The sequence below is a fragment of the Cupriavidus sp. genome (assembly GCF_057315035.1).
This window is the reverse complement of the sequence record NZ_DBHKYV010000038.1, coordinates 40,236-63,113: the sequence shown is the minus strand read 5'-3', so window position 1 is coordinate 63,113 and position 22,878 is coordinate 40,236. Positions and strand designations below refer to the sequence as shown.

Annotated in this window: 22 protein-coding genes; 12 read left to right on the top strand and 10 right to left on the bottom strand. The window is 64.2% G+C overall.

The window, feature by feature from the left end:
- Positions 1-11 precede the first annotated feature (11 nt).
- Positions 12-896: an EamA family transporter gene (locus ACO550_RS31530; RefSeq protein WP_315596370.1), complete on the bottom strand. Its 885-nt coding sequence runs from the start codon at positions 894-896 to the stop codon at positions 12-14.
- Positions 897-1,107: 211 nt separating this feature from the next.
- On the opposite strand from ACO550_RS31530, the gene pyrF reads away from it, so the two are divergent.
- On the top strand, positions 1,108-1,926 hold the full coding sequence (gene pyrF, locus ACO550_RS31525) for an orotidine-5'-phosphate decarboxylase (protein WP_315596354.1): 819 nt from the start codon (positions 1,108-1,110) through the stop codon (positions 1,924-1,926).
- 14 nt (positions 1,927-1,940) lie between these two features.
- On the opposite strand, the gene ACO550_RS31520 is transcribed toward pyrF, so the two are convergent.
- From ACO550_RS31520 to thiL, 3 genes are all read right to left on the bottom strand, one after another.
- Positions 1,941-2,438 (bottom strand): nicotinamide-nucleotide amidohydrolase family protein, encoded by a 498-nt coding sequence (locus tag ACO550_RS31520; protein WP_315596353.1) that lies wholly within the window; start codon positions 2,436-2,438, stop codon positions 1,941-1,943.
- 42 nt (positions 2,439-2,480) lie between these two features.
- Positions 2,481-3,053, bottom strand: a complete 573-nt coding sequence (locus ACO550_RS31515) for a phosphatidylglycerophosphatase A (protein WP_315596352.1) — start codon at positions 3,051-3,053, stop codon at positions 2,481-2,483.
- Between the two features lie 100 nt (positions 3,054-3,153).
- Positions 3,154-4,134, bottom strand: coding sequence for a thiamine-phosphate kinase (thiL, locus tag ACO550_RS31510; protein ID WP_315596351.1), 981 nt, complete (start codon positions 4,132-4,134; stop codon positions 3,154-3,156).
- A 267-nt stretch (positions 4,135-4,401) separates the two neighbouring features.
- Between thiL and ACO550_RS31505 the strand changes: the two genes are divergently transcribed.
- From ACO550_RS31505 to ACO550_RS31495, 3 genes are all read left to right on the top strand, one after another.
- Positions 4,402-6,726 (top strand): NADP-dependent malic enzyme, encoded by a 2,325-nt coding sequence (locus ACO550_RS31505; protein ID WP_315596350.1) that lies wholly within the window; start codon positions 4,402-4,404, stop codon positions 6,724-6,726.
- Positions 6,727-7,144: 418 nt separating this feature from the next.
- Positions 7,145-7,504, top strand: a complete 360-nt coding sequence (locus ACO550_RS31500) for a ribonuclease domain-containing protein (RefSeq protein WP_315596349.1) — start codon at positions 7,145-7,147, stop codon at positions 7,502-7,504.
- Entirely contained in the window at positions 7,501-8,109 is a 609-nt protein-coding gene (locus ACO550_RS31495) for a barstar family protein (RefSeq protein ID WP_315596348.1), read from the top strand. The genes ACO550_RS31500 and ACO550_RS31495 overlap by 4 nt, the downstream gene beginning before the upstream one ends.
- An 81-nt stretch (positions 8,110-8,190) precedes the next feature.
- Here ACO550_RS31495 and ACO550_RS31490 read toward each other — a convergent pair whose 3' ends face one another.
- Genes ACO550_RS31490 through ACO550_RS31475 form a run of 4 tightly spaced genes read right to left on the bottom strand, consistent with a single transcriptional unit; the run spans position 8,191 to position 10,966 of the window.
- Entirely contained in the window at positions 8,191-8,805 is a 615-nt protein-coding gene (locus tag ACO550_RS31490; protein ID WP_315596347.1) for a YidB family protein, read from the bottom strand.
- Between the two features lie 14 nt (positions 8,806-8,819).
- Positions 8,820-9,563: a 16S rRNA (uracil(1498)-N(3))-methyltransferase gene (locus ACO550_RS31485; protein WP_315596346.1), complete on the bottom strand. Its 744-nt coding sequence runs from the start codon at positions 9,561-9,563 to the stop codon at positions 8,820-8,822.
- Positions 9,563-9,997 carry a VOC family protein gene (locus ACO550_RS31480; protein ID WP_315596345.1) on the bottom strand — a complete coding sequence of 145 codons (435 nt, stop codon included), beginning with the start codon at positions 9,995-9,997 and terminating at the stop codon, positions 9,563-9,565. The genes ACO550_RS31485 and ACO550_RS31480 overlap by 1 nt, the downstream gene beginning before the upstream one ends.
- 57 nt (positions 9,998-10,054) lie before the next feature.
- The gene (locus ACO550_RS31475) at positions 10,055-10,966 is read right to left on the bottom strand and encodes a spermine/spermidine synthase domain-containing protein (RefSeq protein WP_315596344.1); all 912 of its coding nucleotides are present in this window, start codon (positions 10,964-10,966) and stop codon (positions 10,055-10,057) included.
- Between the two features lie 61 nt (positions 10,967-11,027).
- On the opposite strand from ACO550_RS31475, the gene tkt reads away from it, so the two are divergent.
- Positions 11,028-13,064 carry a transketolase gene (tkt, locus tag ACO550_RS31470; RefSeq protein WP_315596343.1) on the top strand — a complete coding sequence of 679 codons (2,037 nt, stop codon included), beginning with the start codon at positions 11,028-11,030 and terminating at the stop codon, positions 13,062-13,064.
- 85 nt (positions 13,065-13,149) lie between these two features.
- Entirely contained in the window at positions 13,150-14,148 is a 999-nt protein-coding gene (gene gap, locus ACO550_RS31465; protein ID WP_315596342.1) for a type I glyceraldehyde-3-phosphate dehydrogenase, read from the top strand.
- Positions 14,149-14,220: 72 nt separating this feature from the next.
- On the opposite strand, the gene ACO550_RS31460 is transcribed toward gap, so the two are convergent.
- The gene (locus tag ACO550_RS31460) at positions 14,221-14,817 is read right to left on the bottom strand and encodes a flavin reductase (RefSeq protein ID WP_315596341.1); all 597 of its coding nucleotides are present in this window, start codon (positions 14,815-14,817) and stop codon (positions 14,221-14,223) included.
- Positions 14,818-15,107: 290 nt separating this feature from the next.
- Between ACO550_RS31460 and ACO550_RS31455 the strand changes: the two genes are divergently transcribed.
- Entirely contained in the window at positions 15,108-16,112 is a 1,005-nt protein-coding gene (locus ACO550_RS31455; RefSeq protein ID WP_315596340.1) for a LysR substrate-binding domain-containing protein, read from the top strand.
- Between the two features lie 94 nt (positions 16,113-16,206).
- On the opposite strand, the gene fur is transcribed toward ACO550_RS31455, so the two are convergent.
- A complete protein-coding gene (fur, locus tag ACO550_RS31450; protein ID WP_315596339.1) occupies positions 16,207-16,638 on the bottom strand; it encodes a ferric iron uptake transcriptional regulator in 432 nt (143 codons plus the stop codon).
- Positions 16,639-16,837: 199 nt separating this feature from the next.
- Between fur and ACO550_RS31445 the strand changes: the two genes are divergently transcribed.
- The 5 genes from ACO550_RS31445 (at position 16,838) to holA (ending at position 22,787) form a co-directional block, all read left to right on the top strand.
- Positions 16,838-17,464 carry an outer membrane protein assembly factor BamE domain-containing protein gene (locus ACO550_RS31445; RefSeq protein WP_315596338.1) on the top strand — a complete coding sequence of 209 codons (627 nt, stop codon included), beginning with the start codon at positions 16,838-16,840 and terminating at the stop codon, positions 17,462-17,464.
- Between the two features lie 91 nt (positions 17,465-17,555).
- A complete protein-coding gene (dapB, locus tag ACO550_RS31440) occupies positions 17,556-18,353 on the top strand; it encodes a 4-hydroxy-tetrahydrodipicolinate reductase (RefSeq protein ID WP_315596337.1) in 798 nt (265 codons plus the stop codon).
- Between the two features lie 166 nt (positions 18,354-18,519).
- Positions 18,520-21,141 carry a leucine--tRNA ligase gene (leuS, locus tag ACO550_RS31435; RefSeq protein WP_315596336.1) on the top strand — a complete coding sequence of 874 codons (2,622 nt, stop codon included), beginning with the start codon at positions 18,520-18,522 and terminating at the stop codon, positions 21,139-21,141.
- A gap of 25 nt (positions 21,142-21,166) precedes the next feature.
- Positions 21,167-21,685 carry an LPS-assembly lipoprotein LptE gene (locus ACO550_RS31430; RefSeq protein ID WP_315596335.1) on the top strand — a complete coding sequence of 173 codons (519 nt, stop codon included), beginning with the start codon at positions 21,167-21,169 and terminating at the stop codon, positions 21,683-21,685.
- A gap of 31 nt (positions 21,686-21,716) precedes the next feature.
- Positions 21,717-22,787 (top strand): DNA polymerase III subunit delta, encoded by a 1,071-nt coding sequence (gene holA, locus ACO550_RS31425; protein ID WP_315596334.1) that lies wholly within the window; start codon positions 21,717-21,719, stop codon positions 22,785-22,787.
- Positions 22,788-22,878 lie beyond the last annotated feature (91 nt).

Below are 22,878 nucleotides of genomic sequence, written 5' to 3'. Positions count from 1 at the left end.
CTCGCAGGCGCTTACAGGCGCCGCCGCAGCAGCGGCGCAAGCATGACCGACGAGAGCGCGGCAAACATCAGCACAATGGCCACATAGTCTTGCCAGTGCGGCGTCTCGCCAAGCATCCACATGCCCGAGAATACGCCCACCACCGGGATGAACATGATCGACAGGCTCGACACCACGGGCGGCAGGCTACGCGCCAGCGCGAACCAGACCAGGTGGCAGTATGCAAAGACCACCACCGCGTTATAGACGATCGCGCCCCATTCAATGCCGGTAGGCATGCGCCAGCCGGATTCGAACAGCAGCGTGCCGATGGCCAGGAACGGCAGCGTGACAGCCAGCATCCAGAACGTCAGCGTGCCGATGGGAATATCCACATGGGTGCGCTTTATCAACTGCGTGCCGAAGCCCCAGCCGGCGGCGGCCACCAGCATCAGCAACGTGCCGGCCGGACTGCCGGTCAGCGCGGCGATCTCGCCCGAAAGCAGCAGGATCGTGCCGGTCAGCGCGCAGCCGATGCCGATCCACGCCGACACGGCGATGCGCTCGCGGAAGATGACCAGGCCCCAGACCACGGCCCAGATTGGCATGGTGTAGCCAAGGATGGCGGCCCGGCCCGAGGACAGCATCTTGACCGCGCAGATGGCGAACAGGTGCCAGATCACCATGTTCGGGATCGCCAGCTTGACCACGGTTGGCCAGGTCTGGCGCGGGACCCGCAGCGATTCGCCGCGGACCTTCAGTGCCAGGCCCAGTGCCACCAGTCCGCCGGCCATGCAAAGCAGCCGGAATCCCATGGCGGGGAAATGCGCGACACCGAGTTTCATGATGGGCCAGTTCAGGCCCCAGGCGATGGTCAGGACGACGAGGAGAAGCAGACCGCGGCGGTCGAGATGCATGGACATGGCGACGTCGGGGTCGCTCTTTTTAAGCGGAAGCTCCAGACAATATCATGGCAGCAGGTAGAATTGCCGCCAAAGCCATATGCTGCGGCACGGAATGCCAGGTAAGCCCCGCCCGCAGCCAACCGGCCGGCGCCTGCCCGCGTTATGCTGTGAGAACAGTCGAACCCGGCCGGTCCGTCCGGCTTCACAGATATCCGAGCATCTCATGACCTTTTCCGAGCAGCTGTCCGCCGCGTGGCAGCGTAACGATTCCTTGTTGTGCGTCGGGCTCGATCCGGACCCGGCCAAGCTGCCGGTGTCGCTGACCGGCACCGGCGGAGCGATCTTCTCGTTCTGCCGCGAGATCGTCGACGCCACGGCCGATCTGGTCTGCGCATTCAAGCCGCAGATCGCCTATTTCCATTCGCAGCGTGCCGAGGACCAGCTCGAACAGCTGATCGAGTACATCCACGACGCCCACCCCGGGATTCCCGTGATCCTTGACGCCAAGCGCGGCGATATCGGATCCACGGCCGAGCACTACGCGGTCGAGGCGTTCGACCGCTACAAGGCCGACGCGGTGACGGTCAGTCCGTACATGGGCTTCGATTCGATGTCGCCGTACCTGGCGCACCCGGGCAAGGGCGTGATCGTGCTGTGCCGCACATCGAATCCCGGTGGATCGGACGTGCAGTTCCTGCAGGTCGATGGCAAGCCGCTGTACCAGGTGGTGGCCGAAGCCGCGCGCGAGCGCTGGAATACCAATGGGCAGATGGGGCTGGTCGTGGGTGCGACGTTCCCGAACGAAATCGCCAAGGTGCGCCAGATCGTCGGCGACATGCCGTTGCTGATTCCGGGCATTGGCGCCCAGGGTGGCGATATCGAAGCCACGGTAAAGGCCGGCCGCACGGCCGATGGCACGGGCATGATGATCAATTCATCGCGCGCGATCCTGTACGCGAGCCGCGACAAGGACTTCGCCGCCGCCGCGCGCAACGCGGCCCTGCAGACGCGCGAGACGATCAACCGGTACCGCCACGGTTGATCTGGCGAGGAGTCTTACTCCTCGTTGCGGATCAGTTCGATCAACCCGCGCATCGCGTGCTCGGCGGCCTGGCGCCGGATCTGGGCGCGATCGCCCCTGAAACGCTGGGTCTCGGTGCGCGTGGTGATGCGGTTGCTCCAGCCGAAGCAGACCATGCCCACCGGCTTGTCGGGCGTGCCGCCATTGGGGCCGGCGACGCCCGTGATCGACAGTGCCACTTGAGCACGGCTGTTCAGCAACGCGCCTTCGGCCATGGCATGGGCCACTTCCTCGCTGACCGCGCCATGGTCGCGGATCAGCTTGGCGGGTACGCCAATCATCGTTGTCTTGGCTTCGTTCGAGTAGGTGACGAAGCCGCGTTCGAACCAGCCCGACGATCCTGACACATCGGTGATGGCGGCGGCGACCAGCCCGCCGGTGCACGATTCCGCAGTGGCAAGCATCAGTGAGCGTTCCGCAAGGGTGACTCCGGCCTGGACGGCAAGCTGGTCAAGCAGGCGGCTGACGGACATGGTGAGAGTTCCTGGAATTCCGGGTACGGAAGGCTGCGGGGCTCAGATCGAGCGCCACAAGGCGAATACGAGCAGCGTGTAGAACGCCGCGAAGATATCGTCGAACATCACGCCAAACGCACCGGTGAAGCCCGGCCCCTTGAGTGTGCGGTCGTAGTAGCGGATTGGCGCGGGCTTGACGATATCGAAGAAGCGGAACCACAGGAAAGCCGCGAACTGGCCCCAGAATCCGGTCGGCGTGACAAACAGCAGCACCAGCCAGAACGCGACGATCTCATCCCAGACCATGCTGCCGTGGTCGTACACGCCCATGTCGCGTGCGGTACGCAGGCAGGCCCAGATCCCCAGCACGAAACCGCCGGCAATGATCCACAACCAGGTGGTGGGCTCGATCCACATCGAGATCACGACGAACGACAGCCAGCCGTAGAGCGTGCCGACCGTGCCCGGGCTGACCGGCGACAGGCCGGAGCCAAGGCCGAGCGCAATCAGCCTGGCCGGATGGCCCAGCATGAAACGGGCGGTTGGCCGGGTGACCCTGGCCGTCTGGCCGGCTTCCAGCGTGACGGGATCGACGGGGTCGCGCGGTGCGGCCCCGGGGGGATAGGCGGACATCAAGAACCTGGCTCGTCTGTGTAGTTATCTGTGGCGCGCAAGCTGTGACTCTCCCTGTTGCGCGCATGGCGGCATCATGACACGGCTTGGCCGCCGCGTGTCAGGACGCCGCGAAATGATCGAACGACGTGCCCGACCAGATGACCGGGTTGCCATCGCGGTCTACCAGACGCAAGCCGGCTTCCGGTGTGATCGATCCGACGCGGGTCAGCGGTAGCCCCAGTTGCCGGCCAACACCGGCGATGGCTTCGCGGTTCCCCATCGGGGCGGTGAAGCACAGTTCGTAGTCGTCGCCGCCGGCCAGCACGCACTCGCGCTGGCGTTCGAGCGGTTGGGCAGCCAGGATCTCGGAGCGGGGCAGGGCGTCGACGTCGACCAACGCCCCGACCGACGAACGCGCCAGGATATGGCCCAGGTCGCCGATCAGGCCATCGGAAATGTCCAATGCGGCATGCGCCACGCCGCGCAACGCGAGTCCCAGCGCCACGCGCGGGGAAGGCGTGTCCATGCGCGGGCGGATCACAGTGAAATCGGGTTCGGGCAGCAGCCATTCGCCACGGCAGTCGCCCAACGCCAGACGGGCATCGCCCAGCGTGCCGGAAATCCAGATGTCGTCGCCAGCACGTGCGGCATCGCGTCGCAGTGCCTGTCGCAGCGGTACATCGCCAAACACCGTGATCGAAAGCGTAAGCGGCCCCTTGGTGGTGTCTCCGCCAATCAACTCGCACCCGTGGTCATCGGCCAATGCCAGCATGCCGCCGGCAAATGCTTCAAGCCAGGCGGGGTCGGCCTCGGGCAGGGCCAGGGCCAGCGTAAAGGCGCGCGGCTCGGCTCCCATGGCAGCCAGGTCGGACAGGTTGACCGCCAGGGCCTTATGTCCAAGCGAGCGCGGCGGCACATCCGGAAAGAAATGGCGGCCGCTGACCAGCATGTCGGAACTGATGGCGAGCTGGTGGCCGGGGCGGGCGTCGATCAGCGCACAGTCATCGCCCACGCCAAGTGCGGCCTTGCGGACCGGTCGCGTGAAAAAGCGACGAATCAGGTCGAATTCGGAAAGGGGGGCAGGATTGGGATCTGGCATTGGGTGTGGAGTAACCCGGATGGCGGCAAGATAGGGGCGTCAGCGGCTTTGCGTGACATACCGGCTGGTCAAGCCCATCGGCATGCGGCATATTGTACCGAAACGCAAAGGTGCCCCGCGCAAAACGCTTATTGTGAAATAGTATTTCACAATATAAAATGCGCAATTCCAAAGCGCCTACAAGCGGAGACAGCGGGTTCGTGGAGCCGGCCCGCATTCGTCGCAAAGCGTTATTCAGTGCGGCTCCACCGATCGGAAGATGCGCAGATGACAAGCCCTCAGCAGTCCCCGTCCCAAGACGATCTGAAACAGCAGCAGCGTGAGGCGCTGCGCAAGGCCGCACTCGAATATCACGAGTTTCCGACCCCAGGCAAGATTTCCGTTACCCCGACCAAGCCGCTGTCGAACCAGCGCGACCTGGCCCTGGCCTATTCGCCGGGCGTGGCCGCGGCGTGCGAGGAGATCGTGGCCGACCAGGCCAATTCCTTCCGCTACACCGCACGCGGCAACCTCGTGGCCGTGATCACCAACGGTACCGCCGTGCTGGGCCTTGGCGACATTGGCGCCGCGGCGTCGAAGCCGGTGATGGAAGGCAAGGGCGGCCTGTTCAAGAAATTTGCCGGCATCGACGTTTTCGACATCGAGATCGACGAGAAAGACCCCGAAAAGCTGGTCGACATCATCGCGTCGCTCGAGCCCACGTTCGGCGGTATCAACCTTGAAGACATCAAGGCGCCGGAATGCTTCTACGTGGAGCGCAAGCTGCGCGAACGGATGAAGATTCCCGTCTTCCACGATGACCAGCACGGTACCGCCATCGTGGTGGGCGCCGCGGTCATCAACGGCCTCAAGGTCGTGGGCAAGGACATGTCCAAGGTCAAGCTGGTGGCCTCGGGTGCCGGCGCCGCCGCGCTGGCCTGCCTGGACCTGCTGGTCGACATGGGCCTGCCCATCGAGAACATCTGGGTAACGGACCTGGCCGGCGTGGTCTATGAAGGCCGTACCGAGCTGATGGACCCGGAAAAGGCGCGCTTCTCGCAAAAGACCGACAAGCGCAAGCTGGCCGAAGTGATCGAGGGCGCCGACATTTTCCTGGGCCTGTCCGCAGCGGGCGTGCTCAAGCCCGAGATGGTCCAGAAGATGGCCGACAAGCCGCTGGTGCTGGCGCTGGCCAACCCGAATCCGGAAATCATGCCGGAAGTGGTCAAGGAAATCCGTCCGGACGCCGTGATTGCCACGGGCCGCACCGACTATCCGAACCAGGTCAACAACGTCCTGTGCTTCCCGTTCATCTTCCGCGGGGCGCTGGACTGTGGCGCCACCACGATCACGCGCGAGATGGAAATCGCCGCCGCCAATGCCGTGGCGGAACTGGCGCGCCAGGAGCAGAGCGATATCGTGGCCTCGGCCTACGGTATCCAGGACCTGTCGTTCGGCCCCGAATACCTGATTCCGAAGCCGTTCGACCCGCGCCTGATCGTCAAGATCGCACCGGCCGTGGCTGAAGCCGCCGCCAAGGCCGGCGTGGCCCGCCGTCCGATCGAGGACATGGACGCGTACCGGCTGCAGCTGCAGCAGTTCGTCTACCACTCGGGCACGCTGATGAAGCCGATCTACGCGGCCGCGCGCAAGGTGGAGATGGAGAAGAAGCGCATCGTCTTTGCCGAGGGCGAGGAAGAGCGCGTGCTGCGCGCCGTACAGGTGATCGTCGACGAAAAGCTGGCCAATCCGATCCTGATCGGCCGTCCAGCCGTGCTCTCGCACCGCATCGAACGCTTCGGCCTGCGCCTGCGCATGGGCGTGGACTTCACCGTGGTGAACCCCGAGCACGACGAGCGTTTCCGCGACTATTCGGAAGCCTACTACCGCATGATGGCGCGCGAAGGCATCACGCAGCAGTACGCCAAGCTGGAAATGCGCCGTCGTACGACGCTGATCGGCGCGATGCTGGTCAAGAAGGGTGAGGCCGACGGCATGATCTGCGGCACGGTCAGCACCACCGCCGCGCACCTGCGCTACATCGACCAGGTGCTGGGCGGTACCAACACCGTGTACGCGGCAATGAATGGCCTGGTGCTGCCGGGACGCCAGATCTTCCTGGTGGACACGCACGTCAACATCGACCCGACCGCCGCGGAACTGGCCGAGATCACGTTGATGGCTGCCGAGGAGCTCAAGCGCTTCGGCATCGAGCCGAAGGTGGGCCTGCTGTCGCATTCGAACTTCGGTACGTCGGAAGCGCCGTCGGCACGCAAGATGCGCGACACGCTGAAGATTCTGCGTGAACGCGCGCCGGAACTCGAAGTGGATGGCGAAATGCATGGCGACAGCGCACTCGACGAAAAGCTGCGCGATTCGCTGGTGCCCGATGGCGCGCTCAAGGGCGAAGCCAACCTGCTGGTGTGCCCGAACATCGACGCGGCCAACATCTCGTACAACCTGCTCAAGGTGGCGGCCGGCAACAACGTGGCCATTGGCCCCATCCTGCTGGGCGTGAAGGCGCCGGTGCACATCCTGACGCCGTCGGCGACGGTGCGCCGTATCGTCAACATGACCGCGCTGGTGGTCGTGGACGCCGCCGCGAAGGGTTAATCACCACACGCTGACGACAGGTGCTTTAAAAGCCGGGCTTGCCCGGCTTTTTTCATATCCGCGTCAGGCCGGTGTCTGCGCGGTTAGTATGCGCACACATATCAATAACATATTGAAACAATTGAAGAAATCTGGCTGACGGCTGGCCGGGGATTGATTAATGGTGGACATACGCGTAACCTTACGCCTTTGAATGCGGTCGTTCGTCTTGCGCGCGTCGATGCCCCGTGTGGGGTATTTGCGAAGCTGGCAAGGGTCATCGATGGCCCGGAATGTCCCGCAGTCAACTTTCGCCAACCTTTTATTCGATAACGTGGGTTCCCGGAATTCCCCGAGCCAGTCGCAGCGGCAGTCACATTGGCAGTCCCTGAGCCTGGTGCGAAGCCTGGGCCACGTGTTGGCGGGTGCAGCGCTGTCGATGGCGCTGGCCATGACGCCCCAAGGCGCAATGGCCAGGCAATCGGCACAGTCGTCGGATGTGCAGGGGGTGGTGGGAACCATCGCCGCGCAGCAGTTGCCCAATGAGGCGCGGAATACGCTGGACCTGATCGGGACTGGCGGTCCGTTCCCGTATGACAAGGATGGTTCGCGGTTCGGCAACTATGAACGCATCCTGCCGCAGCAGCCTCGCGGGTATTACCGCGAATATACCGTCAAGAACAGCAAAAGCCGGAATCGGGGAGCCAGGCGGATTGTGTGCGGTGGCGATCAACGCGCCGCAAACGACTGCTACTACACGGAAGACCACTACAACAGTTTCAAACGGATAACCAAATGATGAGTGACATTTTCGGATTGGGCGACGCCCTTGCCGCCCGCGAGGAGCGCGGCGCCGGAGATGGCTGGCAAAGGGCCCACCATCAGGCCCAGAACCTTTACGACAACGTGCTGATGATGCCGCGCCAGGAACTGACGCACCCGCTTCCGCCCGCCTGCGCGCCCGTTATGGCCACATGGGCTGACGACGGCACCAATGAGGGAGCCATGAATCTGTTCAAGACGGTGCGCCCCAATATCGTCCAGTCGATCCGCGCATTCCGCGTACCCGAACTGGCCCAGGCGGCTGCCGCGCTGAATCAGCATTTCCTGTACGCCAGCTGTGCCGACTGCGCCAGCAAGGCTGAGGTTCTTGAGCGCATCGCCACCGAATTCACGTTTCCGAAGCATTTCGGCAAGAACTTTGATGCCTTGTCCGATTGCCTGACCGACATGATCCACAAGTCGGGCCCGCAACCGGGCTTCGTGATCGTGCTGGAAGGCTTACCGATTGCACAGAAGTTCGACAAGGAAGCCCGTGAGGTGCTGCTCGACGTGTTCCGCGATGCGGCGGAATTCTGGAGCGAGCGCAAGGTGCAGTTCCGGGTGTTCTACTCGTTTGCCTGAGTGTCGCCGCCGTATTGAAAAAGCCCGCTGATGTCAGCGGGCTTTTTGCTTTTCGTGTCTGTACAGTGCCCCGGGGCGATATTACGCTGCGGGCGGGACCTGCCCTTGCGGCGTGAGACGGTCGATCAGTTCCGGAAGCCCCTCGCTGAGGCTCGCCGCCACATCTTCGGACGACATGCCTGTGGTTTCCGCCAAGGATTGCAGCGCACCGGTTCCACCGAGCGCGCTGGACAGGTCCGTCGCGCTGACAGCCTGGTTGGCACCCGTACCAATCCACGAATCGACTTGCTGGCCAAGTCCGGCCTGACCCAGGATGTCGCGCAGCGCGCCGATGCCGCCCGCTGCGGCCCCCATTGCCTGCGCCGAACTGCCCGCCTCGCCCTGGCCGCCGAGCAGGCCGCCCAGTAGCGATCCGAGATCGAGTCCACCCGGTGCGGGCGCGCTGCCGCCGCCCAGCATGCCGCCGAGCACGCCGCCAAGGCCACCAAGTCCGCCCAAGCCCCCAAGGCCACCATCGCCGGCCTCGGTCGGCGCCACGCTGCCATCGGCACCCTGGCTCTTGTGGCGCATGGCAAGCATGGCCAGCAGGCCCAGCGCCATCATCAGCTTAGGATTCATGCCGCCGGACTGGCCGCCTTGCTGCTGGCCGCCAAGCTGGCCAAGTACGCCACCCAGTACGCTATCGAGTAGTCCCATCTGAGGCTCCTTTGTCAAAACCCGCCAAGTATGGCGTTCAGGGTCGCCAGGCATGCCAGCCCGGCGGTTTCCGTGCGCAGGATGCGCGGTCCCAATGACACGCCGATAAAACCGGCGCGCCGGGCGGCCTGTTCTTCCTCGGGCGAGAGCCCGCCCTCCGGGCCGATCAGCAGGGTCACGCCGTCGGCGCGCCACGCGTCGCGATGCGTTTGGGCAAGTTCGGGTAGCGACCCCTCCGCGCGCGGCGACAGCAGCAGCCGCGTGCCCGTGGCGGGCACGGCCGCCAGCCACGCTTCAAAGGTAGCGACCGGTGCTAGCGTCGGCAAGCGATTCCGGCCGCATTGTTCGCACGCAGCCTCGATCAGCGCCTGCCAGTGGGCGTGACGTTTGGCCGCGCGGTCGCCCGACAGGCGCACCACCGAGCGGCTGGCCTGCAGCGGCTGGATCGCGCCCACGCCAAGCTCGACGGCTTTCTCGATCAGCCAGTCCATCTTGTCGCCGCCGGCCAGGCCCTGCGCCAGGGTCACCGCGAAAGGCGTTTCGGCTTCCGACGGGTCCTGCGCGCCAATCTGCGCGGTGGCGTGCCGCTTGCCGATGTCGGTCAACGTGGCGGCGTGGCTGCCGCCATGACCATTGAACAGCGTGATGGCATCGCCCGGCGACAGCCGCAACACCTGCACGTGACGCACCACGGCGTCGGGTAGATCGAGTACGGCATCGGCGGCCAGCGCCGCATCAACAAAAAATCTGGGTGGCATCAGGGGTTGGGGTCGGCGTCGGGAGACTTGGCAAGCGGCGTGGCAAAGCCCCATCGGTATCCATCGGGATCTTCGACCATGCAGTATCTGTCTCCCCAGAACTGGTCGGCGGGCGGCGTCACGCTCGATGCACCGGCACCGACCGCGCGCGCGTAGATCGCGTCGACATCCTCGCAATACAGGTAAAAGGTCTGCGATGCTTCAACGCCCAGCGAACGCGGTGTGCGGGCCGTACTGCCCCAGGCACCTTCGGGCGCGAACATGATGACGAGTTGGCCCTGGTAGTGCATTTCGGCATGCGTGGGCACGCCGTTTGCGTCGACGACATGGCCGGCCACAAAGCCGAATGCGCGCTCATAGAAATTCAGGGACGCGCGACCGCTGGCGACCGTCAGGTAGGGCGTCAGCCAGGGCGTGTTGGGCGGTCTGGACATGATGGTCTCCCGGATGGCACAGACGTCTTGCGCGGTATGGCAGGACGTCCGTGCATGTTACGCGGGACGGCCTGCGCTGTCGAAGATCGCCTGCAGATGACGGGGGTGCGCAAACAGTGCTGGATGCAGGTCCGCGCGATAGGCGCGCAAGGCCGTATCCAGCTTCCACTGGCGCAGCCGCGTGGCAATCTGCTCGACCGGCAGCGTGGCGATATCGAGCGTGTCGCTCGCCAGTGCGATACCCCAGAGCGCGCCATACGACGGCACGAAGGTCGTCAGCGGCGCCACATGCCGGAATACCTGGCGCAGCCGCGCCAACAGCAGGCGCGTTGCATCGGGCCGATGCAACGGCGGGCCAAGATGCAGTGACATGGCGCCGCCCGGTGCCAGGCAGCGTCGCGCCGTCTGCATGCCATGCACAGAGAAGAGGGCGGTGGCGGGGCTGCCGTCGTCGGCTTCGGTCAGGTCGTAGACGATCAGGTCGAACTGGCGGCCCGCGCGCGCAAAGGCTTCCATCAGGCCGAGGCCATCGCCGATTGCCAGGTGCAGGCGCGGATCGCCGGGCTCGTCGAGCGCCCCCTGATGGATGCCGCGTAGCCATTCGCGCGCCAGGCGAACCACTTCGCCATCGAGCTCGGCCACCACCACTTCCCGCATCGTGGGAATCCGCAACAGTTCGAACGCCGATCCACCGTCGCCGCCACCCACCACCAGCGCGGTGCGCGGCGAGCCGTGGGCGACCGCCAGCGGTGCCGTCATCAGTTCATGCTGGATAAAGGCGTCGGCTTCCGTGCTCATCACGCGGCCATCAAGCCGGAAGATGCGCCCAAAATGCGCGTTTTCGCCAATCTCCACCTGTTGGTGGGCGGTCCGGGCGGCGGCCAGCACCGTGATCTCGCCCAATGTGGTGCCCGCCCCGGGCACCAGCCATTCGGTCCACGTTTGACGCCCCCTTCGGGATGCGTCCACGCGTCCGGAAATGCCGCCTGCTTCTGCTAAAATTGCGGTTTTCCCGCCGTCAGGTTCTCGCATGTCTGCCCTCGCCCATCCCGCCACTAGTCCTTACGCTACCCAACCCGTCAAGCTGATGGCCGATGCCATCCGCGTGCTTGCCATGGACGCCGTCCAGCAGGCCAATTCCGGTCACCCCGGCGCGCCGATGGGTATGGCGGATATTGCCGTGGCGTTGTGGGGGCGTCACCTGAAGCATAACCCGGTCAATCCGCACTGGGCCGACCGCGATCGCTTCGTGCTGTCTAACGGCCACGGATCGATGCTGATTTATGCCTTGCTGCACCTGACCGGCTACGACCTGCCCGTGGAAGAACTGAAGAACTTCCGCCAGCTGCACAGCAAGACTGCCGGCCATCCCGAATATGGCATCACCCCCGGCGTGGAAACCACGACCGGCCCGCTGGGCCAGGGCATCACCAATGCGGTGGGCATGGCGCTGGCCGAACGCCTGCTGGGCGAGGAATTCAACCGCCCCGGCTTCGATATCGTCAACCATCACACCTATGTGTTCCTGGGCGACGGCTGCCTGATGGAAGGCATCAGCCACGAAGCCTGTTCGCTGGCCGGTACGCTGAAGCTGAACAAGCTGGTCGCGCTGTGGGATGACAATGGCATCTCGATCGACGGCGACGTGGTGCACTGGTTTGCGGACGACACGCCGAAGCGCTTCGAGGCCTACGGCTGGAACGTGGTCCGCGGTGTGGACGGCCACGATGCGGTAGCCGTCGACAACGCCATCGCACAGGCCAAGGCCAGCGACAAGCCGACCCTGATCTGCTGCCGTACGCTGATCGGCAAGGGCGCCCCGAACAAGGAAGGCGGCCACGACGTGCACGGTGCCCCGCTGGGTGGCGCCGAAGTGCTGGCCACGCGCGAGGCACTGGGCTGGGCGCATGCGCCGTTCGAGCTGCCGGAAGAGGTGTATTCGGCATGGAGCGCCAAGGCGACTGGCGCCGCGCTGGAAAAGGCCTGGGACGCACTGTTCGACGCCTACGCCGAAGTGCATCCGTACGAGGCTGGCGAATTCAAGCGCCGCATGCGCGGTGAACTGCCGGGTTCGTTCGACGCCACGGTCGACGCCTTTATCGCCAAGTGCGAGGAAAAGGCCGAGACGATTGCCACGCGCAAGGCCAGCCAGAACACCATCGAGGCACTGGCACCGGTGCTGCCCGAATTCCTGGGCGGCTCGGCCGACCTGACCGGCTCGAACCTGACCAACTGGTCGGGCAGCAAGGCCGTGCGCGCCGATGCCTGGGGCAACCACATCAACTACGGTGTGCGTGAATTCGGCATGAGCGCCATCATGAACGGTATCACGCTGCATGGCGGCTACATTCCTTACGGCGGCACGTTCCTGACGTTCTCGGACTACAGCCGCAATGCGCTGCGCATGGCGGCGCTGATGAAGATCCGCTCGCTGTTCGTGTTCACGCACGATTCGATCGGCCTGGGCGAAGACGGTCCGACGCACCAGTCGATCGAGCACGTGGCCAGCCTGCGCCTGATTCCGAACATGGATGTCTGGCGTACCGCCGACACCACCGAGACCGCCGTGGCCTGGGCCGAAGCGATCCGCCGCGAGAACGGCCCGAGCTGCCTGATCTTCAGCCGCCAGAACCTGCCGTTCCAGCAGCGTGACGACGCCACGCGCGCCAATATCGCGCGCGGCGGCTATGTGCTGCGCGACAGCAAGAACCCGCGCAAGAAGCAGCCGGACGCAGTGATCATCGCCACGGGCTCGGAAGTGGGCCTGGCGGTTGGCGCCGCCGATGCGCTGGCCGCGGACGGCGTGCATGTGCGCGTGGTGTCGGTGCCGTCGACCAGCGTGTTCGACAAGCAGGACGCCGCATACAAGGCCAGCGTGCTGCCGGCCGGCGTGCCGCGCATTGCCGTGGAAGCGGGCGTGACCGACTTCTGGTGGAAGTATCAGGTCCAGGCCGTGGTCGGCATCGACACGTTTGGCGAATCGGCTCCGGCCGGCGTGCTGTTCAAGCACTTCGGCTTCACGGTGGATAACGTGGCCGACACGGTACGCGCCACGCTCGCCCAGTAATTCCCGCCCGTGCGGTCAGCCGGTGCGACGCGCCGGCTGACGGCGCCGGCTACCGGTTTCATCGATTGCACTCTAGGAGATAGACATGACCATCAAGATCGGCATCAACGGCTTCGGCCGCATCGGACGCATGGTATTCCGCGCCGCCGCCGCGAACTTCAAGGACGTTGAAGTCGTCGCCATCAACGACCTGCTGGAGCCGGATTACCTGGCCTACATGCTGAAGTACGACTCGGTCCATGGCCGCTTCGACGGTGAAGTGTCGGTGGATGGCAACACGCTGGTCGTGAACGGCAAGAAGATCCGCCTGACCGCCGTCAAGGATCCGTCCGAGCTGAAGTGGGGCGAGGTCGGCGCGGACGTGGTGATCGAGTCGACCGGCATCTTCCTGACCAAGGAAGGCGCACAGAAGCACATCGACGCAGGCGCCAAGAAGGTGATCATGTCGGCCCCGTCCAAGGACGACACCCCGATGTTCGTGTACGGCGTGAACCACGACTCGTACAAGGGCGAGGCGATCATCTCGAACGCCAGCTGCACGACGAACTGCCTGGCACCGGTGGCCAAGGTCCTGAATGACAAGTGGGGCATCAAGCGCGGCCTGATGACGACCGTGCACGCCGCCACTGCCACGCAGAAGACCGTAGACGGTCCGTCGAACAAGGACTGGCGCGGTGGCCGCGGCATCCTGGAAAACATCATCCCGTCGTCGACCGGCGCCGCCAAGGCCGTGGGCGTGGTGATCCCGCAACTGAACAAGAAGCTGACCGGCATGTCGTTCCGCGTGCCGACCTCGGACGTTTCGGTGGTCGACCTGACCGTCGAGCTGGAAAACCCGGCCAAGTACGAAGAAATCTGCGCCGAAATGAAGGCACAGAGCCAGGGCGCGCTGAAGGGCGTGCTGGGCTACACCGAAGACAAGGTCGTGGCCACGGACTTCCGCGGCGACGCACGTACCTCGATTTTCGACGCCGAAGCCGGCATCGCGCTGGACGGTACGTTCATCAAGGTCGTGAGCTGGTACGACAACGAGTGGGGCTATTCGAACAAGTGCCTGGAAATGGCACGCGTTGTTGCCAAGTAATCGGCATCAGCCTCAAGTCAGGAAAAACGCGCCTTCGGGCGCGTTTTTTTATGTCCGGTGATTGACGATTTGCTACGGCTGTAGCGGCCTGGCATCGACGGCATCGCCGTCCACCAGGAAATGTCCGCCTGCCACATGGTGGATGGTGCGCAAGTCATCGTGCCCGGTGAAATGCCAGCGACCTTCGCTGAATACGCGGCTATCGGCGTGAGCGGCTACCACCTCGCCAAGAAACAGGTCATAGCTGTGCTGGATCTCCGGTTCGGGCAGCAACCGGCATTCAAGCCACGCCGCGCATCCTTCCAGCAACGGCGCACCGACCACGCTGCCCGCGAATGCCTGCAATCCGTAGGCGGCAAACTTGTCGATACCCTGTTGTTCCGTCAGCGCAAGCCCGGAACTGGAGCCCAGCGCCTGGGTAATGTCGACCTGGCTCACGGTTGGCACCTGTAGCGCGAACTCGCCGCTGGCTTCCAGCAACTGGCGGGTCCAGGTGGCCTTGTCCAGCACCACGGCAACCTTTGGCGGCGCGAAGTCCAGCGGCATGGCCCAGGCCGCCGCCATGATGTTTCGCTGGCCATTATGGGCGGCACTGACCAGCACGGTCGGTCCATGGTTGAGCAGCCGGTAGGCTTTCCCAAGTTCGACGTCGAGACGATGAAAATTCATGATGCAAGTCCGAAAAATCCGAGGCAATGTGCGCAAGCTCAAGACAGGATCGAGCCGTTGTAGACGAATATAGCGGGGTGCACACGCGAAATGGTTTCGTTTTTTGACATTATCTGTCTCGAAGTTATCAAAAATTCGCTAATTTGCGGTTCGCGTAGTGCGAGAAATGCTGAATTTGCTTTTCCCTGCCGTTTTTTTCTCTTACACTCGGAAGAATCTGTTGATATCTGATGTGCAGCCAGTGAAAGTGGTGGGGCCATCGAAGCGCTACAAAATAACCGGGCCTGATCATGGTGAACGTGGATACCAAGCTGCTCGTGATTTTCACTGAGCTGCTGAGCAAACGAAACGCCACTTATGTGGCGGAAAAGATGCATATGACGGCGCCGGCGGTTTCGCACTCGCTCGGCCGTCTGCGGGAAATCTTCGACGATCCTCTTTTTATTCGCGTCCCTCACGGCCTGACGCCGACGCCGCGTGCGCTGGAACTGGGTCCGAAGATTCGCGACATGCTCGATCTTTGGTCGTCGATCAACGAAGGCGATGCGGACAATTTCGATCCGGCCATTGCCACCGGCACGCTAAGCATCGGCTTCGCCGCGGAACTTGGCGATACGGTATTCAACCGTTTCATCCTGCGCATCAAGCAACTAGCCCCCGACCTGCATATCCGCCTGGTCGAATCGCATTCGTGGGAAAGCGATGTTTCCTCGATGCGTGCCAATGAGCTCGACCTGGCATTCTCGCCATTCCCGACGCGCCATCCGGAAATTGTTGAAGAAATGGTGACTTCGCTGAACCTCTGGGTTTGCGCGCGAAAGAACCATCCGATTCTGACGGAAGACTGCACGCTCGAGCAGTACCTGGACTGCAGCCATATTTTCATGGCGCACTCCGGTGGCGCCGGTCGCCCGGCACCGGCACTGATTCCGCTGGACTACGCGTTGCAGCAACGCGGCCTCAAGCGCAACGCCACGCTGACCGTTCATTCGTGGCGCGCCCAGGCGGAGCTTGCCGCGCAAACCGACATGATCTTCACGGTCAACGCGCTGACCAAGGACATGGCTTGCGAAACGTATGGCCTCAAGGCGTTCCCGCTGCCGGCCGAACTCAACACGACGCTGGGCCTGAACATGTTCTGGCACCGGAGCCGCAATACCCATCCGATGCTGGTATGGGCGCGCAACCTCTTTCGTCAGGTCGTTGGAGAGTTCGTAGGCGTGCCGCAGGCCGCCGCCGCAGCGCGCGCGCTGCGCGTGGTGAGTGAGCAGGAACAGGACCTGCCGCAGGAATAAACCGCATTGCCATAAAAAAACCGGCGCCGTGGCGCCGGTTTTTTTATGCCTGCTGTCCGGGGAGGGGCATCGAGTGTGCCGGCCCCGCGCGGGCTTATCGTTTGGGTCTGTGGGGACAGTCGTTCTTGGTGCAGTTGCCATACAGCGACAACGCATGTTCCTGCAACGCAAAGCCGCGCTCGCGCGCAATGCTCTGCTGGCGCTGCTCGATATCGGCATCGAAGAATTCCTCGACGCGACCGCAGTCCAGGCACACCAGATGATCGTGGTGCTTGCCTTCGTTGAGTTCAAAGATGGCCTTGCCCGATTCGAAGTTGTTGCGGGACAGCAGGCCCGCCTGTTCGAACTGGGTCAGGACGCGATAGACCGTGGCGAGACCGATATCCATATGCTCGTTGAGCAGGATTCGGTAAACGTCTTCCGCGCTCAGATGGCGCTGTTCGCTGGTCTGGAAGATCTCAAGGATCTTCAGGCGGGGGACGGTCGCCTTGAGGCCGATATTTTTGAGGTCCGCCGGACTCGGCATGGGCGTGACTCCCTAGAGTACAATGTCTGGATAGTTGAATCATAAGGGTTTTGGCGGCAAAAGTCGCCCCGGTGCCATGGCGTCCGGACGCCACCCGCGTGGTGGGGTGCCCGCGAATCGCCTGGCCGTGCCGGATGCCGCAGCTTCGTGCTGCGCGCCGGTTCCGGCACAGAATCATTCCCGTCTGGAAGCGAGATACATGCGTTCATTCCGTTCGTCCGCCATGCGCCCGGCGCTGGTGTCTTCCCTGCTGGCTGCAGCGCTGCTGGCCGGTGCCTGCTCGGCCTACGACAGCACGTCGCGCAAGGTGGCTGATGCCATCACGCCATACCGCATCAATATCGTCCAGGGCAATTTTGTGTCGCGCGAAGCCGTTTCGCAGTTGCGCGAAGGCATGACGCGCGACCAGGTCCGCTTCCTGCTGGGCACACCGCTGCTGCAGGATGTCTTCCACGGCAACCGCTGGGACTATTACTTCTCGTTCCGCCGCGGCAGCACGCCAGTGGTGCAATCGCGCCAGTTCACGGTATTTTTCGACGGCGACAAGCTGACCAAGTGGCAAGGCGACGATTTGCCGTCGGAATACGAGCTGATTGCTGAAATTGACGGCATGAAGGCGGCACTAAAGAACCAGACGTCGGGCAAGATCACGTCGTCGAGCCAGTCGAACCCGAATCCTGCCCCGGCGCCGACCGGCACCGAGGCTGCAGCCATGCCGGCCGCGGCCGGTGCGTCGGCGGCTGAGGCTCCGGCCCCGTCGGCTGCCGAGCCGGCTGCTGCCCCGACCCCGAGCACCAGCACGACCGACGGCAAACCGGCTAGCTGATCGCGTACGCGAGCCAGCTTCCAGCAACCTCCAAGCTCCTCCATGCTGCCCGGCCCGACGGCCGGGCAGCAGACATCCGACACGCCACACCATGAAAATCGCCATCGCAGGTGCATCTGGCCGCATGGGCCGCATGCTGATCGAAACCGTCCTGAATACCGAAGGCGTCACGCTGGCCGGCGCGCTTGACGTGCCAGGCTCCGCTGCACTGGGCCAGGATGCCGCGATGTTCCTGGGCCGTGAAACCGGTGTGAAGATCTCGTCCGATATCGAAGCGGTACTCGGCGCCGCCGATTGCCTGATCGATTTCACGCGTCCCGAAGGCACGTTGGCCCATCTGGCCGTGGCAAAGCGCCTCGGCACCAAGATCGTGGTCGGCACCACGGGGTTCGACGCTGCTGGCAAGCAGGCGCTGGACGATGCGGCCAAGTCGATCGGCGTGGTCTTCGCGTCGAACTTCAGCGTGGGCGTCAATGCCACGTTCAAGCTGCTGGAAGTGGCGGCCAAGCTGCTTTCCACCGGCTACGACATAGAGATCATCGAAGCCCACCATCGTCATAAGGTGGATGCCCCGTCGGGCACCGCGCTGACCATGGGCGAAGTCATTGCCAAGGCAACCGGCCGCAACCTCGACGATTGTGCGGTGTACGCGCGCGAAGGCCACACCGGCCCGCGCGAAGCCAGTTCGATCGGCTTCGCCACGGTGCGCGGCGGCGATATCGTTGGCGATCACACCGTGATGTTTGCCGGTATTGGCGAGCGGATCGAGATCAGCCACAAGTCGTCGAGCCGCCAGTCCTACGCCGATGGCGCGGTCCGCGCGGCACGGTTCCTGGCCGACAAGCCTCACGGCATGTTCGACATGCAGGACGTGCTGGGCCTGAAGTAAGTCTGCACGGCTCGCCCAGGCGAGCCGTACTTGCCTTTGCAAGGCGCCGTGGCGGCCAGGTTTCACTGGCGGCCACGGTTATAATCGTCTCTTTCGCAATCCGATCCCCAGGCCGTCCGGCGCGCCAGTTGCCGCGCCCGCCGTTGTCCAGACCGTCGTCCCGACCATGCAAGACAAATATCTTCCGTCCGCCGTTGAACAAGCCGCCCAGCAGCACTGGCAAGCCATCGATGCCTACAAGGTGTCGGAGCACGCGGTCGGACCCGACGGCAAGGAAAAGCAGAAGTTCTACGCCTGCTCGATGCTGCCGTATCCCTCGGGCAAGCTGCACATGGGCCACGTGCGCAACTACACCATCAATGACGTGATGGCGCGCTACCTGCGCATGAACGGTCGCAACGTGCTGATGCCGATGGGCTGGGATGCATTCGGCATGCCGGCCGAGAACGCCGCGCTGAACAACCACGTGGCACCGGCGGCCTGGACCTACGACAACATCGCTTACATGAAGAAGCAGATGCAGTCGATGGGCCTGGCGATCGACTGGTCGCGCGAAGTGGCCACCTGCGACCCCGACTACTACCGCTGGAACCAGTGGCTGTTCCTGAAGATGCTGGAAAAGGGCATCGCCTACCGCAAGACCGGCACCGTGAACTGGGACCCCGTGGACCAGACCGTTCTGGCCAACGAGCAGGTCATCGATGGTTGCGGCTGGCGCTCGGGTGCGCCGGTGGAAAAGCGCGAAATTCCGATGTACTACCTGCGCATCACCGACTACGCGCAGGAACTGCTTGGCGACCTCGATGGCCTGGGCTGGCCCGAGCGCGTCAAGATCATGCAGCAGAACTGGATCGGCCGCAGCGAGGGCGTGCGTTTTGCCTTCCCGCACGAGATCAGCGATGCCGATGGCCAACTGATCGGTGACGGCAAGCTCTACGTGTTCACCACGCGCGCCGATACGATCATGGGTGTCACGTTCTGCGCCGTGGCCGCAGAGCACCCGCTGGCCACGCATGCAGCCGTTGGCAATCCGGCACTGGCCGCGTTCATCGACGAATGCAAGCATGGTTCGGTCATGGAAGCCGATATGGCGACCATGGAGAAGAAGGGCATGCCCACCGGACTCAAGGTCACGCATCCGCTGACCGGCCAGCAGGTGGAAGTGTGGGTCGGCAACTACGTGCTGATGAGCTACGGCGACGGCGCCGTGATGGGCGTGCCGGCACACGACGAGCGCGACTTCGCATTTGCCAACAAATACCAGCTGCCGATCCGTCAGGTGATCGACGTCAAGGGCCAGCCGTATTCCACCGAAGCCTGGCAGGAGTGGTACGGCGACAAGGAACACGGCGTCTGCATCGAAAGCGGCAAGTACGATGGCCTTGGCTACAAGGCTGCGGTGGACGCGATTGCCGCCGACCTGGCCGCCAAGGGCCTGGGCGAGAAGAAGGTGACCTGGCGCCTGCGCGACTGGGGTATCTCGCGCCAGCGTTACTGGGGCACGCCGATTCCGCTGATCCATTGCGACAGCTGCGGCGTGGTGCCGGTGCCTGAGAAAGACCTGCCGGTGGTGCTGCCCGAGGATCTCGTGCCGGACGGCACGGGCAATCCGCTGAACAAGGATCCGCGCTTCCTGGAATGCAGCTGCCCGTCGTGCGGCAAGCCCGCGCGCCGCGAGACCGATACGATGGATACGTTCATCGACTCGTGCTGGTACTACATGCGCTACACGTGCCCGGACGCGACCACGATGGTCGATGCGCGCAACGATTACTGGATGCCGATGGACCAGTACATCGGCGGCATCGAGCACGCGATCCTGCACCTGCTGTACGCGCGTTTCTGGACCAAGGTCATGCGTGACCTGGGCCTGGTCAAGTTCGACGAGCCGTTCACGAACCTGCTCACGCAGGGCATGGTGCTCAACGAGACGTACTACCGTGAAGACGCTTCGGGCAAGAAGACCTGGTACAACCCCGCCGATGTCGATGTAAAGACCGACGAGCGTGGCCGCCCGGTTGGGGCCACGTCGAAGGCCGATGGCCAGCCCGTGGTGATCGGCGGCGTGGAGAAGATGTCGAAGTCGAAGAACAACGGCATCGACCCGCAGGCCCTGATCGACCTGCACGGCGCCGATACCGCGCGGCTGTTCGTGATGTTTGCCGCGCCGCCCGAGCAGCAGCTCGAGTGGAGCGGTTCGGGCGTGGAAGGTGCATCGCGTTTCCTGCGCCGGGTGTGGAACTACGGTTTTGCCAACGCCCGGGCCATTCGCGATGGCGCCGGCACCAAGGCCACCGCTGACGATGCCGACCTGCGTCGCGAGATGCATACCGTGCTCAAGCAGGCCAACTACGACTACGAGCGCATCCAGTACAACACCGTGGTATCGGCCACGATGAAGATGCTGAATGCGCTGGAAGATGCCAAGAGCGCGTCGCCGGCCGCGCGCCGCGAAGGTTTCAGCATCCTGCTGCGCGTGCTGTACCCGGTGGTGCCGCATATCGCGCACGGACTGTGGGCCGAGCTCGGCTACGCGACGGAAGCTGGCGACATCCTCGACGCGGCCTGGCCGCAGGTGGACGAGGGCGCGCTGGTACGCAGCGAGATCGAACTGGTGCTGCAGGTCAACGGCAAGGTCCGTGGCAGCCTGACGGTGCCGGCCGATGCCGATCGCGCCGCTATCGAAGCGGTTGCCGCCGGCAGCGAGATCGTGGCGAAGTTCGCCAATGGCGCCGCGCCCAAGAAGATCATCGTGGTGCCGGGCCGGCTCGTCAACGTGGTGCTCTGAGCCACATAGCCAGGAAGACACAGGAATGGATCGACCGGAGGATATGGGACGCCGCGGATTTCTCGCCCTCGGTGCCGCAATGGCGGCGGCCGGCCTGCTGGCCGGCTGCGGCTTTCACATGCGCGGCAACGCCGATTTCGCGTTCAAGCGGCTTTATGTCGGCTTGCCGCCGAACTCGCTGATGGGTGCGGATTTGCGCCGCAATATTCGCAACGGGTCGGACACGAAGATCGTCGAGGATCAGAAGGAAGCCGACGCGCTGCTGGACGTGCTCGCGGACACGCGCGGGAAGTCGATCCTGTCGATCACGGCCCAGGGCGTGGTGCGCGAATACCGCCTGACCCAGCGCTTCAGCTTCCGCCTGCGCGACCCGGCGGGCAAGGAACTGATCGCGCCGTCGACCCTGATCCTGACGCGCGACCTGACTTACAACGAAGCGAATACGCTGGCCAAGGACTACGAAGAGCAGCAGCTCTATCGCGACATGCAGCGCGACATCGTGCAGCAGTTGATGCGCCGGCTGGCCGCGGTCAAGGCAATCTGAGCGGGGTTCTCCCGCCATTTCCAGGGCGACGATGCAGCTCAAGCTCGACGGACTCGATGCACACCTGAAGCAGGCCCAGGCCAAGGGCCTGGCGCCGCTGTATGTGGTGCATGGCGACGAGCACCTGCTGGTGCTCGAAGCGGTGGACCGCCTGCGCCGTGCAGCCCGCGACGCGGGATTCACCGAACGCGAGGTGCTGGTGGCCGAGCGCGGCTTCCATTGGGGCCAGCTGGTCGAGGCCCAGCAATCGATGTCGCTGTTCGGTGACCGCAAGATCGTTGAATTGCGCGTGCCCTCGGGCAAGCCCGGCAAGGATGGCGGCGAAGCATTGCGCGCCGTGGCGGCCCAGCCGTCGCAGGACGTGGTGATGCTGGTCACACTGCCGCGCCTGGATTTTGCTACGGCGAAGTCCGCGTGGTTCCAGGCGCTGGAATCGGCCGGGATCGCCATCAAGGTCGACGCGGTCGATCGCACCCGCCTGCCCGCCTGGGTTGGCGAGCGGCTGGGCCTGCAGCAGCAGCGCGTGGAGCCGGGCGAAGCCGGCCGGCGTGCGCTGCAATTCATTGCGGACAAGGTCGAAGGCAACTTGCTGGCCGCGCACCAGGAAATCCAGAAACTCGGCCTGCTTTACCCGCCCGGCGTGCTGACCTTCGACCAGGTTCACGATGCGGTGCTGAACGTAGCCCGCTATGACGTATTCAAGCTGTCCGAGGCCATGCTCGGCGGCGACGTGCCTCGCCTGACACGCATGCTCGAAGGGCTGCGTGGCGAGGGCGAGGCCACGGTGCTGGTGCTGTGGGCGCTGACCGAGGAAATTCGCGTATTATCCAAGGTCCGGCAAGGGCTGGCGGCCGGCAAACCGGCAGGCGTGCTGATGCGCGAACTGCGGGTCTGGGGCCCGCGCGAGCGGCTGGTGCCACAAGCCGCGCAACGGCTGTCCATGCCGCAACTGGAAGCCGCACTGGCCATGGCCGCGCGGCTCGACCGGCAGGTCAAGGGCCTGGCGGACCTGCCAGGCGCGGGTGGCCCGGCCGGGGCGCTGCCTGCCGAGCCGTGGGACGGCCTGCTGCAACTGGCGCTGCTGGTCGCGCGTCCAGGCTGAGACCGGGACCACAGGCCAAACCAGGAATATCGCTGGCAGCCGCGCCGGCGCATCGACATCGCGGCACCCACAGCAGACCGGGCACACCCGG